19 protein-coding genes are annotated in these 25,575 nt (G+C 60.4%); 8 read left to right on the forward strand and 11 right to left on the reverse strand.

Features of this window, described 5'->3' with window-relative positions:
- The first annotated feature begins 12 nt into the window (after positions 1 to 12).
- The 3 genes from CKW24_RS05600 to CKW24_RS05610 are packed head-to-tail and all read left to right on the forward strand — an operon-like array spanning position 13 to position 4,290.
- Positions 13 to 1,140, forward strand: a complete 1,128-nt coding sequence (locus CKW24_RS05600) for a GNAT family N-acetyltransferase (protein WP_095165963.1) — start codon at positions 13 to 15, stop codon at positions 1,138 to 1,140.
- Positions 1,137 to 2,909, forward strand: coding sequence for a HAMP domain-containing sensor histidine kinase (locus CKW24_RS05605; RefSeq protein ID WP_095165965.1), 1,773 nt, complete (start codon positions 1,137 to 1,139; stop codon positions 2,907 to 2,909). Before CKW24_RS05600 ends, CKW24_RS05605 begins: the two co-directional genes overlap by 4 nt.
- Positions 2,899 to 4,290 carry a sigma-54 dependent transcriptional regulator gene (locus tag CKW24_RS05610; protein WP_095165966.1) on the forward strand — a complete coding sequence of 464 codons (1,392 nt, stop codon included), beginning with the start codon at positions 2,899 to 2,901 and terminating at the stop codon, positions 4,288 to 4,290. The genes CKW24_RS05605 and CKW24_RS05610 overlap by 11 nt, the downstream gene beginning before the upstream one ends.
- 30 nt (positions 4,291 to 4,320) lie before the next feature.
- On the opposite strand, the gene CKW24_RS05615 is transcribed toward CKW24_RS05610, so the two are convergent.
- Together CKW24_RS05615 and metE are read right to left on the reverse strand one after the other, a co-directional pair.
- Complete coding sequence (locus tag CKW24_RS05615; RefSeq protein ID WP_095165968.1) at positions 4,321 to 5,355, reverse strand: alpha/beta fold hydrolase; 1,035 nt, start codon at positions 5,353 to 5,355, stop codon at positions 4,321 to 4,323.
- Positions 5,356 to 5,653: 298 nt separating this feature from the next.
- Positions 5,654 to 7,966, reverse strand: coding sequence for a 5-methyltetrahydropteroyltriglutamate--homocysteine S-methyltransferase (gene metE, locus CKW24_RS05620; protein ID WP_095165970.1), 2,313 nt, complete (start codon positions 7,964 to 7,966; stop codon positions 5,654 to 5,656).
- Positions 7,967 to 8,074: 108 nt separating this feature from the next.
- Here metE and metR point away from each other — a divergent pair, with 108 nt between their 5' ends.
- Positions 8,075 to 8,992, forward strand: a complete 918-nt coding sequence (gene metR / locus CKW24_RS05625; RefSeq protein WP_095165972.1) for a transcriptional regulator MetR — start codon at positions 8,075 to 8,077, stop codon at positions 8,990 to 8,992.
- A 13-nt stretch (positions 8,993 to 9,005) separates the two neighbouring features.
- Here the strand turns inward: metR and CKW24_RS05630 are convergent, their stop codons facing one another.
- Entirely contained in the window at positions 9,006 to 9,644 is a 639-nt protein-coding gene (locus CKW24_RS05630) for a LysE family translocator (RefSeq protein WP_095165974.1), read from the reverse strand.
- Between the two features lie 24 nt (positions 9,645 to 9,668).
- Complete coding sequence (locus CKW24_RS05635) at positions 9,669 to 10,103, reverse strand: NUDIX domain-containing protein (protein WP_095165976.1); 435 nt, start codon at positions 10,101 to 10,103, stop codon at positions 9,669 to 9,671.
- A 141-nt stretch (positions 10,104 to 10,244) separates the two neighbouring features.
- On the opposite strand from CKW24_RS05635, the gene CKW24_RS05640 reads away from it, so the two are divergent.
- From CKW24_RS05640 to CKW24_RS05650, 3 genes are read left to right on the forward strand one after another with little or no spacing between them, the layout of a single operon-like run.
- Positions 10,245 to 11,054, forward strand: a complete 810-nt coding sequence (locus CKW24_RS05640; RefSeq protein WP_095165978.1) for a helix-turn-helix transcriptional regulator — start codon at positions 10,245 to 10,247, stop codon at positions 11,052 to 11,054.
- A gap of 43 nt (positions 11,055 to 11,097) precedes the next feature.
- Positions 11,098 to 12,714: an FMN-binding glutamate synthase family protein gene (locus CKW24_RS05645; RefSeq protein ID WP_095165979.1), complete on the forward strand. Its 1,617-nt coding sequence runs from the start codon at positions 11,098 to 11,100 to the stop codon at positions 12,712 to 12,714.
- A 25-nt stretch (positions 12,715 to 12,739) separates the two neighbouring features.
- Positions 12,740 to 13,039, forward strand: coding sequence for a putative quinol monooxygenase (locus CKW24_RS05650; RefSeq protein WP_095165981.1), 300 nt, complete (start codon positions 12,740 to 12,742; stop codon positions 13,037 to 13,039).
- A gap of 68 nt (positions 13,040 to 13,107) precedes the next feature.
- Here the strand turns inward: CKW24_RS05650 and CKW24_RS05655 are convergent, their stop codons facing one another.
- Positions 13,108 to 14,529 carry an amino acid permease gene (locus tag CKW24_RS05655; protein ID WP_095165983.1) on the reverse strand — a complete coding sequence of 474 codons (1,422 nt, stop codon included), beginning with the start codon at positions 14,527 to 14,529 and terminating at the stop codon, positions 13,108 to 13,110.
- Between the two features lie 491 nt (positions 14,530 to 15,020).
- On the opposite strand from CKW24_RS05655, the gene CKW24_RS05660 reads away from it, so the two are divergent.
- Complete coding sequence (locus CKW24_RS05660) at positions 15,021 to 18,140, forward strand: transglycosylase domain-containing protein (protein ID WP_095165984.1); 3,120 nt, start codon at positions 15,021 to 15,023, stop codon at positions 18,138 to 18,140.
- Between the two features lie 152 nt (positions 18,141 to 18,292).
- Here CKW24_RS05660 and CKW24_RS05665 read toward each other — a convergent pair whose 3' ends face one another.
- The 6 genes from CKW24_RS05665 to CKW24_RS05690 all read right to left on the reverse strand — a co-directional run bounded on the left by CKW24_RS05665 (position 18,293) and on the right by CKW24_RS05690 (position 25,353).
- The gene (locus CKW24_RS05665) at positions 18,293 to 18,787 is read right to left on the reverse strand and encodes a CS1 type fimbrial major subunit (RefSeq protein ID WP_095165986.1); all 495 of its coding nucleotides are present in this window, start codon (positions 18,785 to 18,787) and stop codon (positions 18,293 to 18,295) included.
- Positions 18,788 to 18,849: 62 nt separating this feature from the next.
- A complete protein-coding gene (locus CKW24_RS05670; RefSeq protein WP_095165988.1) occupies positions 18,850 to 19,593 on the reverse strand; it encodes a pilus assembly protein in 744 nt (247 codons plus the stop codon).
- 59 nt (positions 19,594 to 19,652) lie between these two features.
- Entirely contained in the window at positions 19,653 to 20,879 is a 1,227-nt protein-coding gene (locus tag CKW24_RS05675; RefSeq protein WP_256585404.1) for a hypothetical protein, read from the reverse strand.
- A gap of 118 nt (positions 20,880 to 20,997) precedes the next feature.
- Entirely contained in the window at positions 20,998 to 22,245 is a 1,248-nt protein-coding gene (locus tag CKW24_RS05680) for a hypothetical protein (protein WP_095165990.1), read from the reverse strand.
- A complete protein-coding gene (locus CKW24_RS05685) occupies positions 22,246 to 24,768 on the reverse strand; it encodes a CS1-pili formation C-terminal domain-containing protein (RefSeq protein ID WP_095165992.1) in 2,523 nt (840 codons plus the stop codon). It lies immediately after the preceding gene.
- A 108-nt stretch (positions 24,769 to 24,876) separates the two neighbouring features.
- Positions 24,877 to 25,353, reverse strand: coding sequence for a CS1 type fimbrial major subunit (locus CKW24_RS05690; protein WP_177440591.1), 477 nt, complete (start codon positions 25,351 to 25,353; stop codon positions 24,877 to 24,879).
- Positions 25,354 to 25,575 lie beyond the last annotated feature (222 nt).

Consider the following 25,575-nt stretch of genomic DNA (forward strand, 5'->3'; position numbering starts at 1 on the left):
CAAGGAAACCCCGTGATCACTGCCCTTGCCTTTTCGACCATCGAGGCCATCGATCGCGATGCCTGGAACGATTGTTTCCCTGCCGAGCTGGAAGATTGGGATTACTACCGGGCTGTTGAACGGGCAGGTATTGCCGACTTTCAATGGCGCTATCTGGCGCTGTACGAGCAACAGGTTTTGATCGCGGCAGCCGTGGCATTCACCACGGATTATTCACTGGACACCACGGTTCAAGGCCTAGGCAAGCGCATCAGCGAGCGGGTGCGCCGCTGGTGTCCGGGACTGCTCGACATCCCGCTCTACGCCCTGGGCTCACCGGTGACCGAGCGCTGCCATGCCGGCACGGCTGGGCATATCGCCGCCTCCCGGCGCCCCGCCTTGCTTGGACAGTTGTTGATCCTGGCCCGTAACGATGCGGACAAGGCAGGCATTGGTCTATTGGCAGTGAAGGACGCGTCTCACCGTGACCCGCAGTGGTTGCAGGCCTGCCACGACGCTGGCCTGCAAAGCATGCCCGGCTTGCCCGGCGCCGAACTGCCCATCACTTTCGCCAGCCTCGACGCTTACCTGGGCACCCTCGGCAAATCCACCCGTAAGGACCTGCGCCGCACCTTGCGCGCCCAGGGGCCAAGTATCGAGTGGCGAAGGGAAGTGGAGGATTTTCTGCCCGTCATGATGCAGCTCTACGAAGCCACACTGAACCGCAGTGACCTGACGTTCGAACGCTTGCCACCGACCTACTTCCGCCAGGTGCTGAAACAACTCGATGAACGAGCCGCCTGCGTACTCTATTGGCTCAACGAAGAACTGGTCGCGTTCAACCTGGTATTGCTGGACGACCAGCGACTGGTGGACAAGTTTTTCGCCCACGACCTTAGCCGCACCCGAGAACACAATCTGTACATGCGTAGTTGGCTGGCCAACGTCGACTACTGCATTGAACATGGTCTTACGATCTATGCATGCGGCCAGGCCGGATATGCCGGTAAGCTGCGCCTGGGTTGCTCGTTTACCGGTAACACGGTGTTTTTCCGCCACCGCAACCGCTGGCTCAACGGCTTGTTGCGCGGAGTGAAAATGTTCATCCGTCCAGACCGATCCGACCCTGCCATGGCTGCTGCGATAAGCGAAACCCGATGACCAAAGTCCCACGCCCCAACGCCCGAGCTTTCGCCCTTTCCAGCTGGAGCCTACAACGCAAACTGGTGCTGGCTTTCTGGCTGGTCAGCGTGATTTCGACGATGGTCGCCGCCAAACTCGCGGCCATCACCCTGTCGCAGATTTTCGACAGCAACGTGCGGATCTGGCTGCAGGAATCGACCGCGATCGTCGAGGACGAAATCAGCGCAATTCTGCGGAACAACGCCAGGGCTGCACAGTTGTTCCTGCGCTATACGCGCCCCCCCACGGACCGGTTGTCGAGCCAACACGACAACCTGACCACTGACATCGCCGACTCAATGGGCATCGACGTAGTGGCAGTGGTACGCGATAGCGATCACAAAGTGGTGTTCAGCACCGTCGCCAACGACATCGTCCGCCAGATCAGCACCGCCCCCAAAGCGATACTGCAAACCCTGCAAGTTGCTGGCGTAACAACCGGTGCCGTAGTTTCGACCTTCGAGACCGAACAGGACGGCGTCGAGTACACACTGGTGACCGCCACTTACCTGGACAAGAGCTTTCTCACCAGCGTGGCCGACGTGCATTCCCTGGATCTGCGGCTGTACCTGGCCAAGGCAGATGACTTCTCGGAAATCTTCTCGACGCAGCACTTCGAGAATCACCCCATGAAGATGCCGGCAAAAATCGAACAGTCCATGCGCCTGAGCAAACAGCCCATCGAGCAATTTACCAGCCACTACAGCGGTATCTACCAGCCAATTCTCAACGAAAACGGCGAGCTGCAAGGCGTGGTCTTCAGCGGGTTGCTGCGCCGTAGCAGCCTAGTCGGACAGGTGAGCCAAAGTAACCTTTTTATCCTGATTTTCCTGCTCAGCTCGGCGGCCTCATTGGCGGTCGGCTGGTTGGTTTCGCAACGACTGACCACCCCACTGCGATGGTTGTCCAAGGGCGTACAAGCCGTGAGTACCGGGGATTATCGTCAGCGCTTGCCAGTCACCGGCGGTGACGAACTGGCGGAATTGAGCAGCACCTTCAACCACATGAGCGAGCGCCTCGGCCAGTTGCAGCATCTGGAAGCGCAACTGCGCCGCCGCGACCGTTTACATGCGTTGGGCGAGGTTGCGATGGGCCTGGCCCATGAAATCCGCAATCCGCTGGGTATCATCAAGACCGCGACGCAACTGCTGCATCGGCGCGCCAATCTCCCGGAGTCCGACAAGCGCCACCTGAAATACGTCATCACCGAAGTCAGTCGGATCAACGACCTGATCAGCGACTTTCTCGAATTCGCCAAGCCCAGCGCGCCAATGCGTTCGACACAAGCAGCGCGGTCGCTGGTAGATGAGTTGCTGGGCTTTTGCGCGCCGGAGTTGGCCAGTCACCACATCGACGTGCACATTGACGATCAAGCCCCCGGGGCCACCGTTCACGCCGACCCGCGGCAATTCAAGCAGGCCGGACTAAACCTGATCGTCAACGCCATCGATGCCATGCCCAATGGTGGACACCTGACCCTTGCGATCAGCAGCGATTCGCCCTACACGGTGATCAGCATCAGCGACACCGGCGCGGGCATCGAACCGGACATGCTCGAACGCATTTTCACACCGTTCGTCACCACCAAGGCCTCGGGCACTGGCCTGGGCCTGGCGAAGGTGTACTCGATCATGGAAAGTCATGAAGGACGTATCGAGTGCACCAGTGGAAAAAATGCCGGCGCGACATTCAGCCTCTACATTCCGGTCAAAGGTGAAAAGCTCGACGAGCGTTGCGATGACACATAACGTGCTGGTGGTCGACGACGAGCCCAAGCTCTGCGACCTGCTGGCGTCGGCGTTGAGTCAAAACGCGATCACGGTGTTCACTGCAGGCAATGGCTTGCATGCCCTGAAAGTCCTGGGGGAAGAAGACATTGACCTGGTTATCAGCGACTGGCGCATGCCCGGCATGGACGGTGCGCAGTTACTGGCGACAATAAAAAGCCGTTTCCCGCACTTGCCAGTGATCGTCATGACGGCCTACAGCACTGTGAAAAACGCCGTGCAGTCGATGCGCAACGGAGCGTTCGACTATATCGCCAAGCCGTTCGACATTGATGAACTGGACATCACCATCAGCAAGGCCCTGCAATTTCGCGACATCCTCAAAGACAACCAGCGCATGCGCGCCGAACTGGATGAACACCGGCAAATCGGCAGCCTGATCGGCGACAGCCCGAATTTCCGGCGGGTGTTGCAGGCGATCGATTCGGTGCGTGAAAGCAATGCGACAATTCTGCTGACCGGCGAAAGCGGCACCGGCAAGGAAATGGTCGCCCGGGCTATCCACAAACATGGCAATCGAGCCGACAAGCCCTTCGTCACGGTGAACTGTGCAGCCATCCCCGAAGGATTGCTGGAAAGTGAAATGTTCGGCCATCGCAAAGGCGCCTTTACCGGAGCCGTAGCTGATCGCGTCGGGCGCTTCATGCAAGCGGACAAGGGCACGCTGTTCCTCGATGAAATTGGCGACATGCCGTTGACCTTGCAAGCGAAGATCCTGCGGGCGCTGCAGGAGCGTGTGTTTGAGCCGGTGGGCGATACCCGCGAGCGCAAGACAGATGTGCGCGTGATTGCGGCAACCAACAAAAACCTGTTGGAGGCGGTGGCCAAAAAAGAGTTTCGCGAAGACCTCTACTACCGTCTCAACGTGTTCCCGATTCCCCTCCCGGCCCTGCGCGAACGGGTAGAAGATATCGCTCCACTGGCCCGGCACTTCGCCCATGTCCTGGGCGCTACAGCCGGCAAACGCATCAGCGGTTTCAGTCCGGTGGCATTGCAGGCCATGGCCAATTACGCGTGGCCTGGCAACATTCGCGAACTGCAGAACTGCGTGGAACGCGCGACCATCGTCGCGTCAGGAGCAGTCATTGACGACAATGATCTGCCGGCGTACCTGTTTGCTTCTTCAGCGGCCCCCTGCAGTGCCATTCCCAGTGATGCAATGGGTGTACCGTCGGACCTGGAAGCCACACTGGCGGAAGTCGAAAAAACCTGCATTCTCGCAGCCCTTGCTCAGAGCAACGGTGTCCAGGCCGCAGCGGCGCAGTTGATCGGAATCTCCGAGCGCAGCTTTTGGTACCGACTGAAGAAACTGGGGATTCATGTGCACAAGATCGTGCGTTGAAGCGTGCCCCGCCTCGCGGGGAGAACGGTATTAAAGAAGGTTGTGTTCTGCCACAGGCTCAATCTGCGCCCAGTGCGAGATGTCTTCCCGGTGTTGCTGCAGATAAGGCAACACTGCAGCGAGCAACGGCGCCTTGAAAGCCTCCTGGAAACGATGTGCCAACCCCGGGATAAGCTTCAGTCGGCTGCCCTGGATATGGGCCGCCAGGTGAATGCCATGCATGACCGGCAGCAACGGGTCGGCCGTGCCATGCACTACCAGGGTGGGAACCCGCAACTTATTGAGCAGCGCGACCCGGCTCTGCTCGGCGAGGATGGCCATAATCTGGCGCTTCACGCCTTCGGGGTTGAATGCCCGGTCATAGGATTGCGCCGCCTGTTGCAACAACGCTTGGCGATCATCGGTGATGTTCGGACTGCCGAGCGCGGCCAGCAGATCAGCCTGCTGCTCCAGGGCGACTTCACGGTTCGGTGCACTGCGCCGCGAGAGCAATTGCACCAGCGCCGCGTTCGGTGCCGGCAACCCTTCGGCCCCGGAACTGCTCATGATCAGCGTCAGGCTTTCCACCCGCTGCGGCGCCATCGCCGCCATATGCTGGGCAATCATCCCGCCCATGCTCGCGCCCAGGACATGGAATTGCTCCACCTGCAGGGCATCCATCAGGCCAAGGCCGTCCTGCGCCATGTCGGTGAGGGTGTACGGTGCCGATACCGGCAAGCCCAGCTTGTAGCGCAACGCTTCGAAAGCCAGGTTGGCGTCGGCGGGTGGCTGGCGCCAGGTCGACAGGCCGACATCCCGATTGTCGTAGCGAATCACCCGGAAACCCTGCTCACAGAGCGCCTGCACCACCTCGTCCGGCCAGTGGATCAGTTGCCCGCCCAGGCCCATCACCAGCAGCAACGCTGGGTCGGACGCGCGACCGATGCTCTGGTACGCCAGGCTCACCTGGGCCAGATCGACCCGTTCGGTCGGCACATTGACGTCACAGCGAGACACCGCAAAAGACGCAAGGCTAAACAGCAACGTGGCCAGAAAGGCCGCCGTCGATAAAAATCTTGTACTCATGAAAAATACCGAAACGCAGAACCCCAGTAGAGCGCGAGTCTGATGAAGTTTGTTCAAGCGCGCTGCCACAGTTGCGTGACAGTTTGATGAAGGGCGCCGGACGGTCATTTCGACGCGAAGACTATGTACCGTCTACCCCTGACCTCTAATGGCCTGACCTCTCACCCATTGGAGTCCTCCACTTCATGCTCGAAGTGTCTCGAATTAAGGGCGCAGAGCCCATCGTCGCCACTGCATGGCGAACCTGCGAACGACACGCCACCCAGTTGAGCGCCGACATGTGCTCTGCTATCCGGTGTCAGGCCAGTTGACTGCGCAGCTGCCGCGCCGCCGCCACCATGTTGACCAACGCGGCTTCAGTCTCCGGCCAGGCCCGGGTCTTGAGGCCGCAGTCCGGGTTGACCCACAGGCGCTCGGCCGGGATGCGCTGCACCGCCTTGCTCAGCAACTTGACCATCTCCTGGGTGTCAGGCACTCGCGGCGAGTGGATGTCGTACACGCCCGGGCCGATATCGTTCGGATAGTCGAAGGCCTTGAAGGCTTCCAGCAACTGCATGTCCGAGCGCGAGGTTTCGATGGTGATCACGTCGGCGTCCATCGCCGCAATCGACTTGATCACATCATTGAACTCGCTGTAGCACATGTGGGTGTGGATCTGGGTTTCATCGCGCACTCCAGACGCACTCAAGCGAAACGCCTGCACTGCCCAATCCAGGTACTCCTGCCACTGCGCCTGGCGCAAGGGCAGGCCTTCGCGGAACGCCGCTTCATCGATCTGGATAATCTTGATCCCGGCCCGTTCGAGGTCCAGCACTTCATCGCGCAGGGCCAGCGCCAACTGCTGTGCCTGGACTTTGCGTGACACATCTTCCCGGGGGAAGGACCACATCAGCATGGTCACGGGACCGGTGAGCATGCCTTTCATGACCTTGTCGGTCAGGCTCTGGGCGTAGGTGATCCAGTCCACGGTCATGGCTTTCGGACGACTGAGGTCGCCGTAGATGATCGCCGGTTTCACACAGCGCGAACCGTAGCTCTGCACCCAGCCAAAACGGCTGAACAGATAGCCGTCCAACTGCTCGGCGAAATACTCGACCATGTCGTTGCGCTCAGCCTCACCGTGCACCAGCACATCCAGCCCCAGGCGTTCCTGGATCTGCACGGCATGGCGAATTTCACTGTGCATGGCATCGGTGTAGTCGTTGGCCGACAACTTGCCCTGCTTGAACGCCTGACGGGCCAGGCGGATCGCCCCGGTCTGGGGGAACGAGCCGATGGTGGTGGTCGGGAAGACCGGCAACTGCAAGCGTGCGCGTTGCTGCTCGATGCGCTGGGCAAACCCCGACTGGCGCTGGCTGTCACTGTCGCGGATGGCGTCGACACGCGCCTGCACCTGGGCCTTGTGAATCCGTGGCGACTGGACGCGACTGGCCTGGATGGCGCGACTTTGCGCCAGTGCGGCTTGCACCTTGGGCGACTGCGGATCGTTCAGGGCGTCACGCAGCACGGCAATCTCGCCACACTTCTGCACGGCAAAAGCCAGCCAGCTTTTCAGTTCAGGATCGAGCTGGTCCTCGCGTTCCAGGTCCACCGGGCTGTGCAGCAACGAACATGAACTGCTGACCCACAGGTTGTCGCCAAAGCGCTCCTGGGCTACTTGCAGTTGCGCCAGGACCGGCTCCAGTTCACAACGCCAGACGTTGCGACCGTTGACCAGGCCCACCGAGAGAACCTTGTAGGTCGGCAGCCGATCGAGCACGTGCAGCAGTTGGTCGGGCGCACGTACCGCATCGATGTGCAGGCCCTGGACCGGCAGGCCGACCGCCAGCCCGAGGTTATCTTGCAGGCCGCTGAAGTAGGTCGCCACCAGCTTTTTCAGCGGCGAGTACTGGAGGATGTGATAGGCGCGTTCGAAAGCGCTTTTCCATGCCTGTGGCAGGTCGAGGGTCAGGATCGGCTCATCGATCTGCACCCACTCCACGCCCTGGGCAGCCAGGCGGCCGAGGATTTCGTTGTACACCGGCAGCAGGCGTTCCAGCAGGTCGAGCTTGTCGAAGTCGTTGCCTTTGGCCTTGCCCAGCCACAGGTAGGTCAGCGGGCCGATGATCACCGGCTTGACGTTGTGACCGAGGGCGCGAGCTTCGTCGACTTCATCGAACAGTTGTTCCCAGCTCAGCTTGAACTGCTGGTCGACGCTGAACTCCGGGACCAGATAGTGGTAGTTGGTGTCGAACCACTTGGTCAATTCCTGGGCATATTGCGCCTGGGCATGCTCACCACCGCAGCAGGTCGCGGTGGCACCACGGGCCATGGCGAACAGGCTGTCGAGGGTCGGTTGGCCCCGGTCATCACGGGTGCTGTCGAAGCGTTGGGGGATCACCCCGAAGGTCAGCGAATGGCTCAGGACCTGGTCGTACCAGGCAAAGTCGCCCACCGGCAGCAGGTCGATCCCGGCCTCTTTCTGCAATTGCCAGTGCCTGGCGCGCAGATCGCGGCCGACCGTTTGCAGGGCCGCTTGATCAAGGTCGCCCTTCCAATAGGCTTCGAGGGCTTTTTTCAGTTCGCGATCAGCGCCGATGCGGGGAAAACCGAGGGTGTGGGCCAAGGCCATGGCGTTTAACTCCTGAATAAATGATGGGCCTATTGTCGACAGCCAGGCCATCATGAGACAAACTCAACCTTTTCGTGTTCATCACAAAGTTTATTCATGGAGGCCACGGTGCTCGAAATCCGTCACCTGAAGACCCTGCACGCCCTGCGTGAAGCCGACAGCCTGGTCGACGCCGCCGAACGCCTGCACCTGACCCAGTCGGCCCTGTCCCACCAGTTCAAGGAACTGGAAGAGCGCATGGGCATGCCGTTGTTCGTGCGCAAGACCAAGCCGGTGCGTTTCACCAGTGCCGGCCTGCGCCTGCTGCAACTGGCCGACGCCACCCTGCCGCTGTTGCGCGGAGCCGAGCGCGACATCGCCCGGCTGGCCGGCGGCACGGCCGGACGCCTGCACATGGCGATCGAATGCCACAGCTGCTTTCAATGGTTGATGCCGACCATCGACCAGTTCCGCGATGCCTGGCCGGAAGTCGAACTGGACCTGGCCTCGGGTTTTTCCTTCGCCCCGCTGCCGGCCCTGGCCCGTGGCGACCTCGACCTGGTGGTGACCTCCGACCCGTTGGAGCTGGCCGGGATCACCTACGTGCCGCTGTTTACCTATGAAGCGATGCTTGCTGTAGCCAATCAGCATCGCCTGGCCAGCAAGCCCTACATCGTGCCCGAGGACCTGCTCAGCGAAACCCTGATCACCTACCCGGTGGAACGGGATCGGCTGGACATCTTCACCCGCTTCCTGGAGCCGGCCGACATCGAGCCAGCCCAGGTGCGGACCTCGGAGCTGACGGTGATGATGATGCAATTGGTCGCCAGCGGTCGCGGCGTCTGCGGCATGCCCCACTGGGCCCTGCATGAGTACAGCTCACGGGGTTATGTGAAGGCCAAGCGGCTGGGGGAGAAAGGCCTGTTCGCCACGCTGTACGCCGGCATCCGCGCCGACATGCTGGATGCGCCGTACATGCGTGACTTCCTGCTGACCGCCAAGGACACCTCGTTCTCCACCCTGGACGGGGTCAGCGTGGTTCGGTGAGAGGCCGCTGCCCCTATACCATCCTTTTCGGTTCAGACAGCAGGCGTACGGCCAGGGCCGCCAGGACGAAGCCCATGAAATAGCGCTGCACCGCCAGCCAACTCGGGTTGTTGACGAACCAGCTGGCGATGCCTGCGGCGAACAGGGCGATCAGCAGATTGACGGTAAAGCTGACGGTGATCTGGGTCAGGCCCAGGGCGATACTCTGGAAGAAGATCGAGCCGTGCTCAGGGTTGATGAACTGCGGAAACACCGACAGATAGAACACCGCGATCTTCGGGTTCAGCGCGCTGGTGAGAAAGCCCATCATCATCAGTTTGCGCGAAGAGTCCGGCGCCAGTTGCTGCGCCTCGAACGGCGAGCGAGCGCCGGGCTTGACCGCCTGCCAGGCCATCCACAACAAGTACAAGGCCCCTGCCCACTTCAGCGCCTCATAGGCCATCGGCACCGCCAGGAACACCGCCGTCAAGCCTGCCGCCGCCGCGAACAGGTGCACAAAAAAACCCGCCACCACGCCCACCAGCGAGATCACCCCGGCCTTACGCCCCTGGCAGATCGAGCGAGAGATCAGGTAGATCATGTTCGGCCCCGGGGTCAGTACCAGGAGCAGGGACGCCGCGGCAAAAATCAGCAGGTCGTGGGCAGTAATCATCAGGCAGTCCTTGTCAGTGATCGGTCAGGCCGGAGCCTTCAGTGAACGACGATAAAACGGCAGGATCAGGTCCCGTGTCAATGGCGCCAGCAGCACATCCGGTTCAACCAGCGGATCGACCCACACCACCTCCTCGATCTCGGCGGCCGGGCACACGGTTTGGTAGATCTGCAGCAGGAAGATTTCGGCCTCGACCACAAACCCTGGCTCATTCGCCGCCGGTGCGCAGAACGGGCCCAGGTAACGGGCCTGGGCAGTATCGATGCGCAACCCCAACTCTTCTTCCAGCTCGCGGGCCAGGGCCTGCACCGGTTGTTCGTGGGCTTCGATCTTGCCGCCCGGCTGCATGAACGCAGTGGTGCCACGCTTGCGGACCAGCAGGGTGCGGCCGTCGGGACCGATCAACAGCGCGGCAGCAATGCGGATAATACGGGGCTCAACACAAACGGAATCGGACATGGACAATCAGCGGCCTTGGTTCAAAGAAACCAAGGATCCCACGGCCGCCGGGGCTGCGTCACCCTCCATGGATTGCCCCTGCCGCCTGTCTGGGCCAGTATGTTCGGCAACTTCAGGCCGTGAGCCGACCGGGAACGCTGAATGAATCACTCGCTGCAGGATATCGCCTGGCACCGCTCCATCGGGCAGTTGATCGATGCCCTCGACAAACCCAACTTCTGGACCCAACTGGTGCGCCTGCTGGACCAGTACCTGAGCTTCGACAGTTGGGTGGTGGTGCTCTTCGACGGGGACCAGCGGCCCCTGGTGTTCGGCGAATGCCCGAGTGCAGACGGTAGCCCCGACCCATTGTTCCAGGATTACCTGATGGGTCTGTTCCTGCTGGACCCGTTCTACATCGCCAGCCGCGAGCAGGCGCGCACTGGGCTCTATCGCCTGTCCGAGGTAGCGCCCGAGCACTTCGAGCTGACCGAGTACTACCAGCGCTACTTTCGCCTGAACGTGGTGGCCGATGAAATCCAGTTCAATTGCCAGCTCGAGGGCGAGCGCACCCTGTGCCTGTCGCTGGGCAGCCAGCAACGGTTCAGCAGCGAACAGATCGCCCTACTGTCGCTGATCCAGCCGTGGGTCCTGAGCCTGCTGCGCCAACGCCTGCCCTATGAAAACGAGGTACCAGCCGCACCTGAGCCGCCGGCCCAGCACACTGACTGGCGCAGCCGCCTGGAAGCTTCATTGCAACAGATCAAGGGCGCGCAACTGACTGCCCGCGAACTGGATGTCGGGCGCTGGATGCTCAGCGGTTGCTCCAGCAAGGAAATCGCCCGTAAGCTGGAAATCTCTGCCGAAACCGTGAAAGTCCATAAGAAACACATCTACAGCAAGCTGGGGATCAAATCCCAGTCCGAGCTGTTTTCGATATTTTTGCAGGCACAAGGAAATCCCGACCTGTAGAAAATCGTGCCGAATTTGATGAGTCCGAACCCAAGGAACCCGTATGAGCCTGTCACTCCTGAGCCGCTACGCCTTCTTTGCCGCCTGTGTGATCTTTACCCTCGCCAGCCTGCCGTTTCTGCACCATGAGTGGGTCTGGCCGCTGACCATCGTCACCGGTCTGCTGAGCCTGCTGGGCATCTTCGACCTGCTGCAAAGCCCCCATGCGGTGCGCCGCAACTACCCGATCCTGGGCAATATCCGCTACCTGGTGGAAGGCATCCGCCCGGAAATCCGCCAGTACCTGCTGGAATCCGACAGCGACGCCCTGCCCTTTTCCCGGGCCCAACGCTCACTGGTCTATTCGCGCGCCAAGAATGAAAGTGCCGACAAACCCTTCGGCACCCTGATCGATGTCTATCAGTCAGGGTTCGAATTCATCGGCCACTCGATGCGCCCGGCCCCGGTGACCGATCCCAGCAGCTTCCGGGTGATCGTCGGCGGCCCGCAGTGCAGCCAGCCGTACTCGGCCTCGGTGTTCAACATCTCGGCCATGAGCTTTGGCTCCCTCAGCGCCAACGCCATCCGGGCGTTGAACCAGGGCGCGAAACTCGGCAACTTCGCCCACGACACCGGCGAGGGCAGCATCAGCCCCTATCACCGTGAACACGGCGGCGACCTGACCTGGGAACTGGGCAGCGGTTACTTCGGCTGCCGCACGACCGATGGCCGCTTCGACCCGGAACGCTTCGCCACCCAGGCCCAGAACCCGCAAGTGCGGATGATCGAAATCAAGATGAGCCAGGGCGCCAAGCCGGGCCACGGCGGGATCCTGCCCAAGCACAAGGTGACCCGGGAAATCGCCGACACCCGCGGCGTACCCATGGGCGAAGACTGCGTCTCGCCGTCGCGCCACAGTGCGTTTTCCACGCCGATTGAAATGATGCACTTCATCCAGCAATTGCGTGAGTTGTCCGGCGGCAAACCGGTGGGCTTCAAGTTCTGCCTGGGTCACCCCTGGGAATTCATGGGCATCGCCAAGGCCATGCTGGAAACCGGAATCCTCCCGGACTTCATCGTGGTCGATGGCAAGGAAGGCGGCACCGGTGCCGCGCCCGTGGAGTTCACCGACCACATTGGCGTGCCGATGCGCGAGGGTCTGTTGTTCGTACACAACACCCTGGTGGGCCTGAACCTGCGGGACAAGATCAAGCTGGGCGCCAGCGGCAAGATCGTCAGCGCGTTCGATATCGCCAGCGTACTGGCCATCGGTGCCGACTGGGCCAACTCGGCCCGCGGCTTCATGTTCGCCATCGGCTGTATCCAGTCGCAGTCGTGCCACACCAACAAATGCCCGACCGGCGTCGCCACCCAGGACACCTTGCGTCAACGCGCCCTGGTGGTACCGGACAAGGCCCAGCGGGTGTTCAACTTCCACCGCAGCACCCTCAAGGCCCTGGCGGAAATGCTCGCCGCCGCCGGACTCGAACACCCCTCGCAGTTGTCAGCCAAACACCTGGTGCGGCGCATGTCAGCCACCGAGATCAAACTGTTCTCCCAACTGCACGTGTTCCTCAAGCCCGGTGAACTGCTGACCGGTGAAGTCAGCGGCGAGTTCTATTCGCGGATGTGGCAAATGGCTCGGGCCGACAGCTTCGAAGCCAATGACGTGGCGGCCTGATACCGCGCACCCCAAGGAAGAACCCATGCTCAAAGTGATTGCCCAGGACTTCATCAAGCCCGAACACATCGACACCGTGCGCCCGTGGTACGCCGAACTGGTGGAGAAAACCCGCCTGGAACCCGACTGCATCGCCTACGACCTGTTCGTCGACCAGCACGATCCGGGGCATTTTGTCTTCGTCGAACAATGGCCGAACCAGGCCGCATTGGATGCCCATTGCCAAACCGAACACTTCCGCCGGTTGGTGCCGCAGATCAACCAGTACCAGGCCCGGGAGTGCGAGGTGTTGCTGATGGACGCGTTCTTGCCGAAGTCGGGATAAACAAACAGCGCACAAATAAAAAGCCCCGGTCAATCAACCGGGGCTTTTTGGTACAGCGCATCAGGCCATCAAGACGCCCGGCTGACCGCACCTTGTGTGGCATTGGTCGGTTGCAGCTTGAACGCATAGAACAGCACGGTCAGCAGCACCAGGAACGCCGGGCCGACATACAGGGCGATGCGGGTTTCCGGGAAGTAGGCCATCAGGCCGACCACCAGCACCAGGAACGCCAGCGCCAGGTAGGAGCTGATCGGGTACAGCCACATGCGGTACTTCAGGGCCGCACGCTCGGAAACGCTCAGGCCGCGGCGGAACTTGAGTTGCGCCAGCAGGATCATCACCCAGGTCCAGATGGCGCCGAAGGTGGCGATCGCGGTCACCCAGACGAAGACTTTTTCCGGAACCATGTAGTTCAGCAACACGCCCAGCAACAGCACGAAGATCGACAGCAGCAAGGCCCGACGCGGTACGCCGTTGCTCGAGGTGGTGGCGAAACCGGCAGGTGCCTGGCCGTTCTGCGCCAGGCTGTAGAGCATGCGCCCAGTGCTGAAGATGCCGCCGTTGCAGGACGACAGCGCTGCGGTGATCACCACGAAGTTGATGATGCCGGCGGCGGTCTTGATGCCCAGACGCTCGAAGGTCATCACGAACGGGCTACCCTGGGTACCGATTTCGTTCCATGGGTAGATCGACAGGATCACGAACAAGGCACCCACGTAGAACAGCAGAATGCGCCAGAACACCGAGCCGATGGCATTGGGGATGGTCTTCTGCGGGTTCTTCGCTTCACCGGCGGTCAGGCCGATCATCTCTACGCCCAGGTAGGCGAACATCACCATCTGCAGGGACATCAGCACGCCCTGCACGCCGTTGGGCATGAAGCCGCCATGGGTCCACAGGTTGGAAATACCCAGGGCCACGCCATCGTTGCCGAAGCCGAAGGCAATCACACCGATGCCGCCGACTACCATCGCGATGATGGTGACGATCTTGATCAGGGCGAACCAGAACTCGAACTCACCGAATGCCTTGACCGCGATCAGGTTGATCGAGCCCATGCTGATCAGTGCGGCCAGCGCCCAGATCCAGCGTGGCACATCCGGGAACCAGACGCCCATGTACACCGCCACCGCGGTAATTTCCGCAACACAGGTCACCAGCCACAGGAACCAGTAGTTCCAGCCGGTGAGAAAACCTGCCAACGGGCCCAGGTAGTCTTGCGCGTAGCGGCTGAACGAGCCCGCCACCGGGTTGTGCACGGCCATCTCACCGAGGGCGCGCATGATCACCAGGATCGCCAGACCGCCGATGATGTAGGACAGCATGATTGCCGGGCCGGCCATTTCGATGGCCTTGGCTGAACCCAGGAACAGACCGACACCGATACAGGCGCCGAGCGCCATCAAGCGAATATGCCGTTCGCCGAGTTCGCGTTTGAGCGGGCCGCCTTGAGCGGTCTCGCCGTGGTGCTGGTGATTGCCGACTGGCATAGGGGTACAACCTCGTCTTGTTATTGGATATGACCACCGAGTGTCGAAGCACCGACCGATAGGCCGACACTTCCTGAAACCGGATCCACTTCGTGGGTGAATCCGTCCTGTAGGACAAAACCTGCAGGATCAGCGGGACGCGCAGTATAAAAAGCTTATCGCAGTTACTTTCACTCTATAAACGACAAAATTCAGAAGGAACTCTCGACAAAAGCCCCATCTGCAGAGGTGTATCACCTGCATTTCGCACATTTACTGAGCTGCGAAGCGGCGCGGAGTATTGCACAGCAATGGTGCAACGTCATGCCCCTACCTAGGCCGTATTTACCGGTTTGAAGGCTCTAGAGTGCCTCCTCCAGAGGTTTACCGACGACTGGTAGGCGCAACGCACCACGCGCTGCGATTGTGCTCATACAAATTTTTCACCCCGCGCCACCAGCGTCTAAGCTTCAGACAAGTCCGATCAATCTGCGTGAATGGATCAGTCGACTATGGGCGCTTTATGGCAAACCGATTCGAGTAAACCTGTGGTGCCAACTGACAGCGTGGAAGAAGCGCCTTTACCGAAAAAAAGCCGTCGCCGCTATGCTTGGCGCTCGTTCTGGCTATTGCTGGTGATCATCCTGATCGTGCTTGGCTTTGCCATTGAAAAAGAGGTGCGGACCTCGCGCTTCCAGGCACGGGAGTTCAGCCGGTTCGCGGCGTCCTTGAGCTACTCGATGCACCCAGGGCCCAGCGATTCGATTTTCTACCCGGGCGCCGGGCCTTTCGATAAACGCCTGGGCTACAGCGCGCTGGGGGACTTTCTGCCACGCCTGCTCAAGCGCGATTATGTGATCGCCGCGCAAACCCGCTTTTCACCCAAGCTGCTCGAGTACAGCAAGAACGGCTTTTTTGTGCCCTACGCCGAGAAAATCCAGGCCGGCCTGTCGATCACCGATTGCACCACCGCCGCGCTCTATCAATTCAAATACCCACAGCAGCTGTATTCGAGCTTCGCCTCGATTCCGCCACTGGTCACCCATAGCCTGCTGTTCATCGAAAACCGTGACTTGCTGGACCCCAAGGAGCCCAAGGCCAACCCCGCCGTCGATTGGCCGCGTTTCGCCAAGGCCGCCTGGTCACAAGTGGCCAAGATGCTCCACCTGCCCGGCCAGACTGCCGGCGGCAGCACCCTCGCCACCCAACTGGAGAAGTACCGCCACTCGCCGGACGGCCTGACCGTTTCAGGTGGCGAGAAGATTCGCCAGATGATTTCCGCCAGCGTGCGTGCCTATCAGGACGGCCCGCAGACCCTCGAGGCCCGGCAGAATATCGTGCGTGACTACCTCAACAGCGTGCCGCTGTCGGCAGTCCCCGGCCATGGCGAAGTGCATGGCATGGCCGAGGGGTTGCGCGTGTGGTACGGCGCCGACTTCAACCAGGTCAACCAGGCCCTGGCCAGCGAGGCCAGCGATCCGCAAAGCCTGGCGCAACGCGGCCTGGCCTTGCGCCAGGTGCTCTCGTTGATGATTGCCCAGCGCCGGCCCTCGTATTACCTGACCAAGGGCCAGGCAGACCTGGCGAACCTCACCGACAGCCATATCCGTTTGCTGGCGCAGAACGCCGTGCTCGACCCGGCATTGACCAGCGCGGCACTCGCCAGCAAGGTCACCTACCGTGACTGGGTGCAACAACCGACCATCCAGCCGATTGAAACCAACAAAGGCATCAGTGTCGCGCGCAGTCGCCTGGCCTCCATGCTCAACCGCCCGCTGTATGACCTGGACCGTCTCGACCTGTCCGCCACCAGCACCTTGCAGGGCGACCTGCAGACCCAAGCCAGCGACTACCTCAAGCGCCTCGCCGACCCGGTGTTTGCCGCCGAAATCGGCCTGCTTGGCGAGCGCCTGCTGACAGCCACCAGCACCGCGCAAGTGCGCTACAGCTTCACCTTGCTCGAGCTGACCCCCGACGGCTCGCGCGTGCGGGTGCAAACCGACAGCACCGACCAACCGTTCGACATCAACGAAGGCAGCAAACTGGAGCTGGGCTCCACCGCCAAGTTGCGGGTGCTGACCACCTACCTGCAAATCATCGCGCAGCTGCACGACCGTTACGTCGCCCAGACCCCGGCCGAACTGAAAAAAGTCGAAGTCGCCGACCAGGACCGACTGACCCGCTGGGCTGTCGACTACCTGATCCAGAACAGCGACCGCAGCCTGGCGAAAATGCTCGGCGCCGCCCTGGACCGCAAATACTCGGCGAGCCCCGGCGAAGCCTTTTTCACCGGCGGCGGCCTGCACACCTTCCACAACTTTCGCAAAGAGGACAACGGCCGCCTGCCGACCTTGCGCGATTCCCTGCGCGAGTCGATCAACCTGCCGTTCATTCGCCTGATGCGCGACCTGGTGCGCTACACCACCTATTCCGGGCCGGACAACAGTGGCCAGTTGCTCAAGGATGACGTCAACCCGCGACGCCAGGAATACCTAGCCCAGTTCGCCGACCGCGAAGGCACTTCGTTCCTGCTGAAGTTCTGGAAGAAGTACCAGAAAAAAGACACCCAGGCGCGTCTCGACACCTTCCTCGACAGCATGCACCCCACGGCGATTCGCCTGGCCGCGGTGCACCGCTATCTGCTGCCAGAAGCCTCCCAGGAGAGCTTCAACAGCTTCGTGCGCTCGCACCTGAAAACCCTCAAGACCAAGGAAAAGCTCACCGATGAGCGCCTGGAGCGCCTCTACGCCAGCTACGGCCCCGGTGCCTATGACCTTCCCGACCAGGGTTTCATTGCCAAGGTCCACCCGCTGGACCTGTGGCTGATCGGCTACCTGCTCAATAACCCGGACGCCAAGTTCAGCCAGATCGTCAAGGCCAGCCAGTTCGAGCGTCAGGAGGTCTACAGCTGGCTGTTCAAGAGCAAGCACAAGAGCGCCCGCGACAGCCGCATCCGCACCATGCTGGAGATCGAAGCCTTCCTCGACATTCACCAGCGCTGGCAAAAAGTCGGTTACCCCTTCGACCACCTGGTGCCGTCGCTGGCCACCGCCATCGGCAGTTCCGGCGACCGCCCTGCCGCCCTGGCGGAGCTGGTCGGCACCATCCTCAACGACGGTGTGCGCATGCCGACCCTGCGCATCGACAGCCTGCATTTCGCCGCCGACACTCCCTACGAGACTCGCCTGACCAACGACCCCGACGCCGGCAAGCGGGTCATGCCCGTGGAAGTGGCCACGGCCCTGCGTGAAGCACTGTCACAGGTGGTCGACGCCGGTACCGCAAAACGTGTGGCTGGCAGCTTCAAACTGGCCGATGGCACGCCACTGGCGATGGGCGGCAAGACCGGCACCGGCGACAACCGCATCGAAGCCGTCGGTTCGGGCGGGCGCATTCTCAGCTCCAAGGCGATCAACCGCACCGCGACCTTCGTGTTCTACATTGGCGATCATCACTTCGGCACCCTGACCGCCTTCGTCCCGGGAGCCTCCGCCCAAGGCTTCAAGTTCACCTCGGCCTTGCCGGTGCAAGTGCTCAAGGGCATGGCGCCGATCCTCACGCCTTACCTGCAACCGGGCACCCATACGATGTGCCAGCCAACCGTGGCAACCGAGGCAACCGTCCGCCGCTAGACAAGGATCGACAGACGCGCCCGCGTGGCGGCAACCCTATACTTTTCACTCCTGTTTTTTTTCCGGGTTCGGGACGAAATCGACGTCATTGAGAACCTGGTTTGGCGCTTTTTTTATGTAAGGTCGGATTCCTGCTGTCGGACTACCGGACATCAAGGCGCAGCGGCGATGAATATCACTCGTACATTGCCGTAATAAACACCCGGTTTGTATCCGCCGGCGGGCACTTTCGGCTGGATCTCCAGCGGGAAGCGTCCACCGGCCATGGCCTGGGCTGCCGATACCACTTCGCGCGGTTGCGGATCATGGCTCAACTCCTGGCCATTGAAGCTGACGCGCAAATAGATGTTCTGCTCGTCGCGCCCGTTGGACAAATAGGGCTCGGCTTCCAGCCGTGCTTCGATCGCGCTGGTGTCGTGCTTGACGTCGAAGTTCTTGCGCAACCCCACCAGCGTTTTGCTGTGAATGTTCCATGGCAATATCTGTTCACGATGTATCCAGTCCGTTTCGGCCGGGATCACGTAAAACCCCAGCGTCGGTATGTCCACCGACACCTCGAACCTGTGTTCTTCCCGCGCCGCGAACGCGAGGGAGCTCACCAGCGCCATCACGCCAGCCCACACGGCGATGGCCGATTGCTTGATCATGTCAGGTACCTGTTGCGTCAATTAATACCGCGAGCCCGTCAAGGCGACCCGCCCCTGGGGAATTACTGGCCGGCAACCTGCAGCACTTTTTTCGATGCGCCCTCGACCAGGTTGAAGCGGTACTCACGTCCCGGCTTCTTGTCGAACACGAAATCCTTGCCTGCACGGATGTGGTGCTTGGTGATGGGTTCGCACTCGTTTTCCTGTTTGATCGAGCAGTTGCGAAATTCGTCGACCACCACTGAAGCGTTGCCGTTGTTACGAATACGGTAGGTGCTTGCACCGTTCTCGATCACGCTGTCGTAACGGCTGTTGTTCGGCCGGACGAAGAACACCGTGCCGAACCCGGTCATGACGTTGACCCCGGCCGAAAGATTCTTTTTGTAATCCTCGCGCTCGTCACTGGACACCGCGAACTCGTCTTCCTTTTCCGGGACGACCGGGACAAAACGCACCCGAAAATAGCGTTCGTTGTCACGCTCTCCCATGAACAACAACCGCGTGCCCTGCATCCCGTTCGCCGGGATGATCAAGCGCGCCGGACTGGCCATCAATCCGTCACGGGACGTCGCATCCGGGTCACTCTTGACCGGCACTTCATTGGGGACGCCGTTGGCGTCGTAGACGATTTCCAGAATATTGACCTTGACGAAAGCCGTGCTGTCACCGCTGTTGAATACGCGTTTGAGGTAGGTACTTTTGTCGCCTTCCAGATAGTCGTAGACCGTCCCGACGTTAATCTGCGGCCCCGCCGAAACAGCCAGGGAAAAACCGCTCAAACCCATCACTAGCAACAAACGCTTCATACCCATGAACCTCTTCACATTGAACACAACACACACTCCACGCTTCGATGCGCGGCTCATCAGACTTCCGAGTCCCAGATCACCGCGATGTCGCCGACATAGCGGGCTGCCCTCCCGGCCTGTACGATCTGATTCACGTAATAGGGCGACATTTCGAAGTGCAGGATGCCGGGGTCCCGGTGAACGAAGAACCCGGGTTTGAACACCTGTCGCTCCTGCCCCAACCCTATGCGCAAGGGTTGGCGATTGACCGGCTGGCCGGCCAGGTCGGTCAACCCGTTGGGCAGACTGACGCTCACCTGCACCACGGCTTCATGACCCGAGACCGGGTCAACAATCAGGCAATTGAAAAGCAGCGCCTTGCCACACTCCAATTGCATCTTGAAGCGCGATGACGCCGAAATATTGAAGGTCTGGTCGCGAAACAGCCGCACCGGCTTGCGCCCCGCTTGCAGCCAGCTCTGCCAGCCTCCCGCCGGGACCAATTGGACCTTGTCGCCACCGGGAGGAATCTCTACCTGGAGAGTGTGCTGAACATCGAGGTTGAAGTTGATGGTCAGGCTGTCAGCGCTGGGCAACATAATGTCGCCCATGTCGAAATCGCGTCCGGGACCAACCCCGTAGGTGTGGCTGCCGACATACCGTCCCGGAGACATCTCCAGCGGATTGGGGGTGCGCAGCTCGTAGCCGATCTGAAACATGTCATAACGCAGGCTTTCAATCCGGTAAGCGGCCGTTGGTACACAGCTACTCCCCGGTGGCGTCAACCAAAAAAAAGAACGCCACGTCGACTCGACAAACATGCCGCCGGTATAGCCACAGGAATCAGGAGGAAACGTCCAGTTGTACCCGCCCCACAACATCTCGTGCGCGCCCGAATTGTTGTCGGGCGCGCCTTCCCCGATGATGTTTTGAACCCGGTCCGGCAAGTAGTACCGGCCCCCAACCGATGCGATGCGCACCTGCAATGACGCCTGTTTCCCAGTCTCTTGATCAACAACCTGCAGAGCTTTCCACTCGGTCGGGGGTTTGAACATCGCACCCTTGCGCATATCGCTGTGCCGGGCTTCGATCGGGCCGCTGGAATTGAATTCGATCGGCACCAAAATACTAAAGATCGATAGCCCTTCACAGAAAGTCGGGTAACTGGCGCAGTGCCCGGTAAACGGCGTCGTATTGATAAAATCGTCACGCCCCGGGTTACCCGGATCAGGCTTGAACGATGCTGTGACATCAATGGAGGCGGCCTGTGCCGACAGCGAAACCATCAAAATGAATAGCGCCACGAAAGAACTCCAACGGTGAATCCCATTGCAAGTCTTCACACTAAATCTCCCTGTAAAATTTGCTCGTATGGCGAACATCGGCCGAGGATGGGGTGGTGCTCGCTCGCAGCGCAGACCATCAGATATCCGAATCCCAGATCACAATGACAACGCCGGAATACCTGCCGCCTCTACCAGGCCGCAGCATGTTTTCCATCGAATGGGGCGGGACTTCGAAATGCAGGGTTCCCGGTGCCCGATCCACATAAAAACCGGGTTTGAAATACTGCTCATTCCCCATACCGGGCTTCAGTCGCAAACGCCTCACAGGTTGGCCGGAAAGGTCGGTTATGCCATTGGGCAGGCTGACACTGATGAACAGCGCGACTCGTCGGTTCACCTCAGAATCCTCCAGTGCGCATTCGCCTCCTTCAACTCCAGGCCCGCATCTTATTTGCATCTTGAAACGCGACGACGCCGATATGTTGAAGGTCTGATCGCGGAACAGGCTCACCGGCCTCCGCCCGGCCTGCAGCCAGCTCTGCCAGCCACCGGCGGGCACCAGTTGGATCTTTTCACCACCGGGAGGAATCTCGACTTTCAGGGTGTGCTGAACATCCAGCACGAAATCCAGGGTCAGGTCCGAATCGTTTGGAATCATGACATCGCCGAAGTCGAAGTCACCGTTAGGGCCCAGGCTATAACTCAAGCTTCCGGTATAGAGCCCCGACGACATGCCTAGCGGGTTGGGCGTACGCAGTTCGTAGGCAAAATCCAGATAGCCATAGGTCATGGCAGGGATTGCAAAGTTGGCCACCTTGACGCAAGGGCGCTCATCGGGAGTTTTCCAGAAAAAAGCGTACGTTCTCGACCCGAAAAAACCCATTCCAGTGGTTGAGCAGGGAGGTGCTGGATACACCCAGCCTGCACCTTTCCATAACCGATCGTGCCCTTCCCCTGGACTCGAGGCTCCGGTCAGATTGGCGGCCGTATCACTCAAGACATAATTGGAACCAACACCGGAAATACGTACCTCGACTGTTTCGACTTCCCCCGTATCGGCATTGGTAACCGTCAATGAACGCCATCCTCCGGGCACTTTGAACATTGCACTGTCACGCGGTCCGGCATCGGCTTGAATTGCCTTGTTCGACTCGAGTTGTGTCATCAGACGGATACTGAATGTATCGCTATTGCTGCAGATAACCGGGTAGTACTCGCAGTACCCGGTGGACGGTGTCTTGTTGAGGAACGCGTTGCGCTGCGGATTCGCAGGGTCGGGGCGGAACAACGCCCTGATTTCCTGATTCACCGCCTCGGCCGGTGTCGCCACAAACAGCGCCAGCACGCACAGCAATTGCGGTATGCAAGTCTTGAGATTCACCATTCAACTGGCCTCCTGTCGAGTGAATGAAGCATCCGCCAACGTATCTGGCGAGCAGCGCAAATCGCCGATCATCAACACGTTGTTTTCACTACGATGCTTGTCGACATCAAGCCGGAACTGGCACAGCAACTGGTCGGCATAACGCACTTCCAGCGTCGGCGAGCCGGCATGCATTTCCATCGAGAAAAAGCCGTCGACTTCGCTGACCCCACGACTGGCGTGGTTGATCACGTGATGCCCCTTGAGCGGCCGTCCTTGTGGGTCGACGAGGCGACCAAGTACGGTCAGGGTTTTCATCACGCGCACCTTGCGGTACTCCACGCCGCCCTTGTTCAGGTGATAGCGGGTGCGCGCCGGTTCGATGCTCGCCGCCGGAACGTGGTTGCCGTCGAAGTCGAAGCTCACCGAGCTATTGCGGTAAGCCGTGAGCGGTATGAAGTTGCGCCCTGGCCGCAACGCCGCGCTGCCACCGCTGAGGTCGTCGGCGCGCAAGGCAATGCCGTCGATATCGGACTCGACGTCGACGATCATCCCCGCACCGCGCCCCTGATGCTGGCTGGTCAGCGCCATGCGTTGCGCACCGACCACCAGGGTGCTGTCGAGGTTCACGCCGCCAGTGAACTTGTCGTTGAACGATGAGCGCTGGATGAATCCATCGCCGTTGATGACATCGGTACGAAAGTTCGCCAGGCTCGACAAGCCGACGCCATAGGTATCGGTGAGCGCGGTCACCGAGACGCTCTGCAGCACGTGGTCTTGCAAGTCTTTGCGGTAACCGAACGAGGCGTTGTTGTCGCGACCGCCATCACGGGCGGTGCGGCTGCCGATGCTGCCGGAAATCTGCTGGCCCGGACCGCCGAGCGCCAGGTTGATACTGAGGTCGACGCCGCGATTGCGCGCATCACCGCTGCTATAGCTGCCGGGGCGATCGAACAGCGACAGTCGCCAGTTGGCATCGCTGCCAAACAACTCGGTGCGTTGCGTCCAGCCCAGATCGACACCCATACCTTCGACGTTGCCCTCACTGTGGGACACCCGCGTGTTGAGCGAACTCTTGCGGCTGATCCGGTGGTTCAGCGCCAGCGATGAATTGCTGGTCTCGCCGGTGAACACATTGCGTTGGCGCACACGGGTGCCGTCGGGCAGGGTTTCGTAAGTGTTGGTGGTGTCGAGCCAACTACGGTTGTGGCTGATCACCAGGCTGCCGGAGCCGTAGTTGTACAGCCCTTGCAGGTCTGTACCGGTGCCATGATCTTCGGTCTGGTACAGGTTGGCGTAGAGACTGACGCGATCGCCCAAGGTCCAGTCGATGGAGCTGCCGTACTGCAGCTTTTCCCGCACCTGGCGAGCCGACAGCCCGAGAATCACCCGTGGGTGCAGCAGGTAGTTGATCGAGGCCCCGGCCGTGGCATCGCCGCTGTCCTGTTCATCCCAATTGCTCAGCAGCTTGCTTTCCTGCCCGGCAAACAGGTTGTAGCGCCAGCGCTCCTCGTGGTTGCGCCAGTTGTTGGGTTTGTAGATCAGCTCCTGGGTGGTCGAGGTGATTTGCCCGTCCTCGATCAAGCGTACCTCTACCTCGTAGATCCCTCCCGGCAGCGGGCGCGTGTCGAGGGTCTGCAAGCCGGCCGGCACCGACTGCGTGTTGATCAGCAGGCCCTCGCGATAGATCTCCACGGACGCCTGGCGGTTGGCCGTGACATACACCGGATACACGCTGGGCTTGGGGCTGTCGATCGCCAGGCTGTCGGAGCTGCCGTACATCACGCCCACAGCGGTGTCCGGGCTGGTGCCGAACGAGCGTGGCTGGCGTGTCAGACCTTCGGAGTTGGGAGTGAAGTAGCCCAGGCGCAAAAAACTGCCCTGCAGTTCGCGCTGGGTATAGAGCTCATGCACCGCGTGATAGGTCTGCTCATCCGGCCCGCCCAGGCGCGCCAGTTGCATATTGAACACCTGGCTCCAATTGCCCAGGCTGGCGCTGGCCTCAAGGCCAAAACGTCCACCCAGGTCTTGCTCCTGGCCGCCATTGAGATTGAGCTGGTTACGCACCATCAACCCGCTGCTGCCGCCTTCGGGCTGATCGTAGAAGTGTTTGGCTTCGCTATCGCGTTCGGCATTCTCGGTGACGATCGACAGCAAAGAGTTTTCCAGGTTGTAGTGCACCGCCAGCATCTGCTCCGGACATTGCCCCGTGCAGGTGCCCAGCGCCACGCCGGACTTCAGGGTATCGGCCCAGGTCTCACGTTCGCCGGCACCGAAGCGACTCTCGCTGGTGTCGGTGAAATCGAGCAAGGTCACCCGGTCATCGCGGGACAGCACAATCATCGCCTCGCCCAGCGGTTGTTGATCAAGCTCGACCCGAACCGCCAGCGGCACATCGAAAAAATGTTCTTCGAACTCGGCCGGCAGGCCCTTGGCCTGTGCCAGCAAACTTCGCGGCGTGTAATCAATCGAAGTGGGCGCCGCAAATGCACTGCTACATAACAGCAGCGCGAGCGCCGCCGCGATGGGCGTCATCGGGAACATGAACGAATACTCTGATTGCAAAGAAGTCGATGTCCGACCGACAAACACGGATGTTTGCCGATCGGTTCGCTACTACGGGTAGTAGGCGATCAAGGTGCTGAGTGCTGTTTACACAGAAGGCTCGATCACCATGGTCACGATGCCGGTGTAGTCGCCCGCCGCAGGCTTGGCACCCACTGCAGATACCTTGAACGGCGCGCGGTAGCGGACGTTCGACTCTTCTTCGCCAACCACTTCCTCGGAAGTGGTGGTGAGGGTTCTGCCATTGAGCTCGACTTTCAGGGCAATGGTCTTGCTGCCGCCGATCAGCATCGGCGTACCTTCCAGCCGGGCGTTGACCTTGCCAGCGGTGTGCAGCACGTCAAAGTGCCCGTCCACAGTGCGCATGGCACCAGTGCTCGGGTTGTAGCTCATGTCCTGGTCCTTGTTGACCAGGTCATCATTGACCGGGACAGCATAAAAATCATCGGCCGGGACATGGGCAATCAGACTGATGGTGTGACGGGCTTCGGTGGCGGCAAATGCCAGGGAGGAACTGAAGGCCAGAACAGCCAGGGGAGCAGCGATCGCGAGTTTCTTCAACATCATTCAATACCTGTCTTTTTAAAAGGGGTCGATGCATTAAAAGCGACAACTGACTGGTGACCAGTCAAACGCCGAGATGGCGTTTTGTCTCAACTTTCAAAGCCAGCAAATCATCGAACATTTATTTTTAAAAGTAAGCAGGCAAGTTCCGTCCTTTGCGTAGCTGGAGTGCTATTCAAGCGGAAAGAAAAAACAATAAAAATCAAACACTCAGCTCAACAG

The organism is Pseudomonas sp. Irchel 3H3 (assembly GCF_900187635.1).
GTDB lineage: Bacteria > Pseudomonadota > Gammaproteobacteria > Pseudomonadales > Pseudomonadaceae > Aquipseudomonas.

Excerpts from the sequence above, each read along its gene's own strand:
- CKW24_RS05650 (WP_095165981.1), top strand. The coding sequence starts at position 12,740 with ATGCTCAAAGTGATTGCCCAGGACTTCATCAAGCCCGAACACATCGAC.
- CKW24_RS05685 (WP_095165992.1), bottom strand. The coding sequence starts at position 24,768 with ATGTTCCCGATGACGCCCATCGCGGCGGCGCTCGCGCTGCTGTTATGT.
- CKW24_RS05665 (WP_095165986.1), bottom strand. The coding sequence starts at position 18,787 with ATGATCAAGCAATCGGCCATCGCCGTGTGGGCTGGCGTGATGGCGCTG.
- CKW24_RS05690 (WP_177440591.1), bottom strand. The coding sequence starts at position 25,353 with ATGTTGAAGAAACTCGCGATCGCTGCTCCCCTGGCTGTTCTGGCCTTC.
- CKW24_RS05670 (WP_095165988.1), bottom strand. The coding sequence starts at position 19,593 with ATGAAGCGTTTGTTGCTAGTGATGGGTTTGAGCGGTTTTTCCCTGGCT.
- metE (WP_095165970.1), bottom strand. The coding sequence starts at position 7,966 with ATGGCCTTGGCCCACACCCTCGGTTTTCCCCGCATCGGCGCTGATCGC.
- CKW24_RS05605 (WP_095165965.1), top strand. The coding sequence starts at position 1,137 with ATGACCAAAGTCCCACGCCCCAACGCCCGAGCTTTCGCCCTTTCCAGC.
- CKW24_RS05635 (WP_095165976.1), bottom strand. The coding sequence starts at position 10,103 with ATGTCCGATTCCGTTTGTGTTGAGCCCCGTATTATCCGCATTGCTGCC.
- CKW24_RS05610 (WP_095165966.1), top strand. The coding sequence starts at position 2,899 with ATGACACATAACGTGCTGGTGGTCGACGACGAGCCCAAGCTCTGCGAC.
- CKW24_RS05615 (WP_095165968.1), bottom strand. The coding sequence starts at position 5,355 with ATGAGTACAAGATTTTTATCGACGGCGGCCTTTCTGGCCACGTTGCTG.
- CKW24_RS05640 (WP_095165978.1), top strand. The coding sequence starts at position 10,245 with ATGAATCACTCGCTGCAGGATATCGCCTGGCACCGCTCCATCGGGCAG.
- CKW24_RS05680 (WP_095165990.1), bottom strand. The coding sequence starts at position 22,245 with ATGGTGAATCTCAAGACTTGCATACCGCAATTGCTGTGCGTGCTGGCG.
- CKW24_RS05655 (WP_095165983.1), bottom strand. The coding sequence starts at position 14,529 with ATGCCAGTCGGCAATCACCAGCACCACGGCGAGACCGCTCAAGGCGGC.
- CKW24_RS05630 (WP_095165974.1), bottom strand. The coding sequence starts at position 9,644 with ATGATTACTGCCCACGACCTGCTGATTTTTGCCGCGGCGTCCCTGCTC.
- CKW24_RS05645 (WP_095165979.1), top strand. The coding sequence starts at position 11,098 with ATGAGCCTGTCACTCCTGAGCCGCTACGCCTTCTTTGCCGCCTGTGTG.
- CKW24_RS05660 (WP_095165984.1), top strand. The coding sequence starts at position 15,021 with ATGGGCGCTTTATGGCAAACCGATTCGAGTAAACCTGTGGTGCCAACT.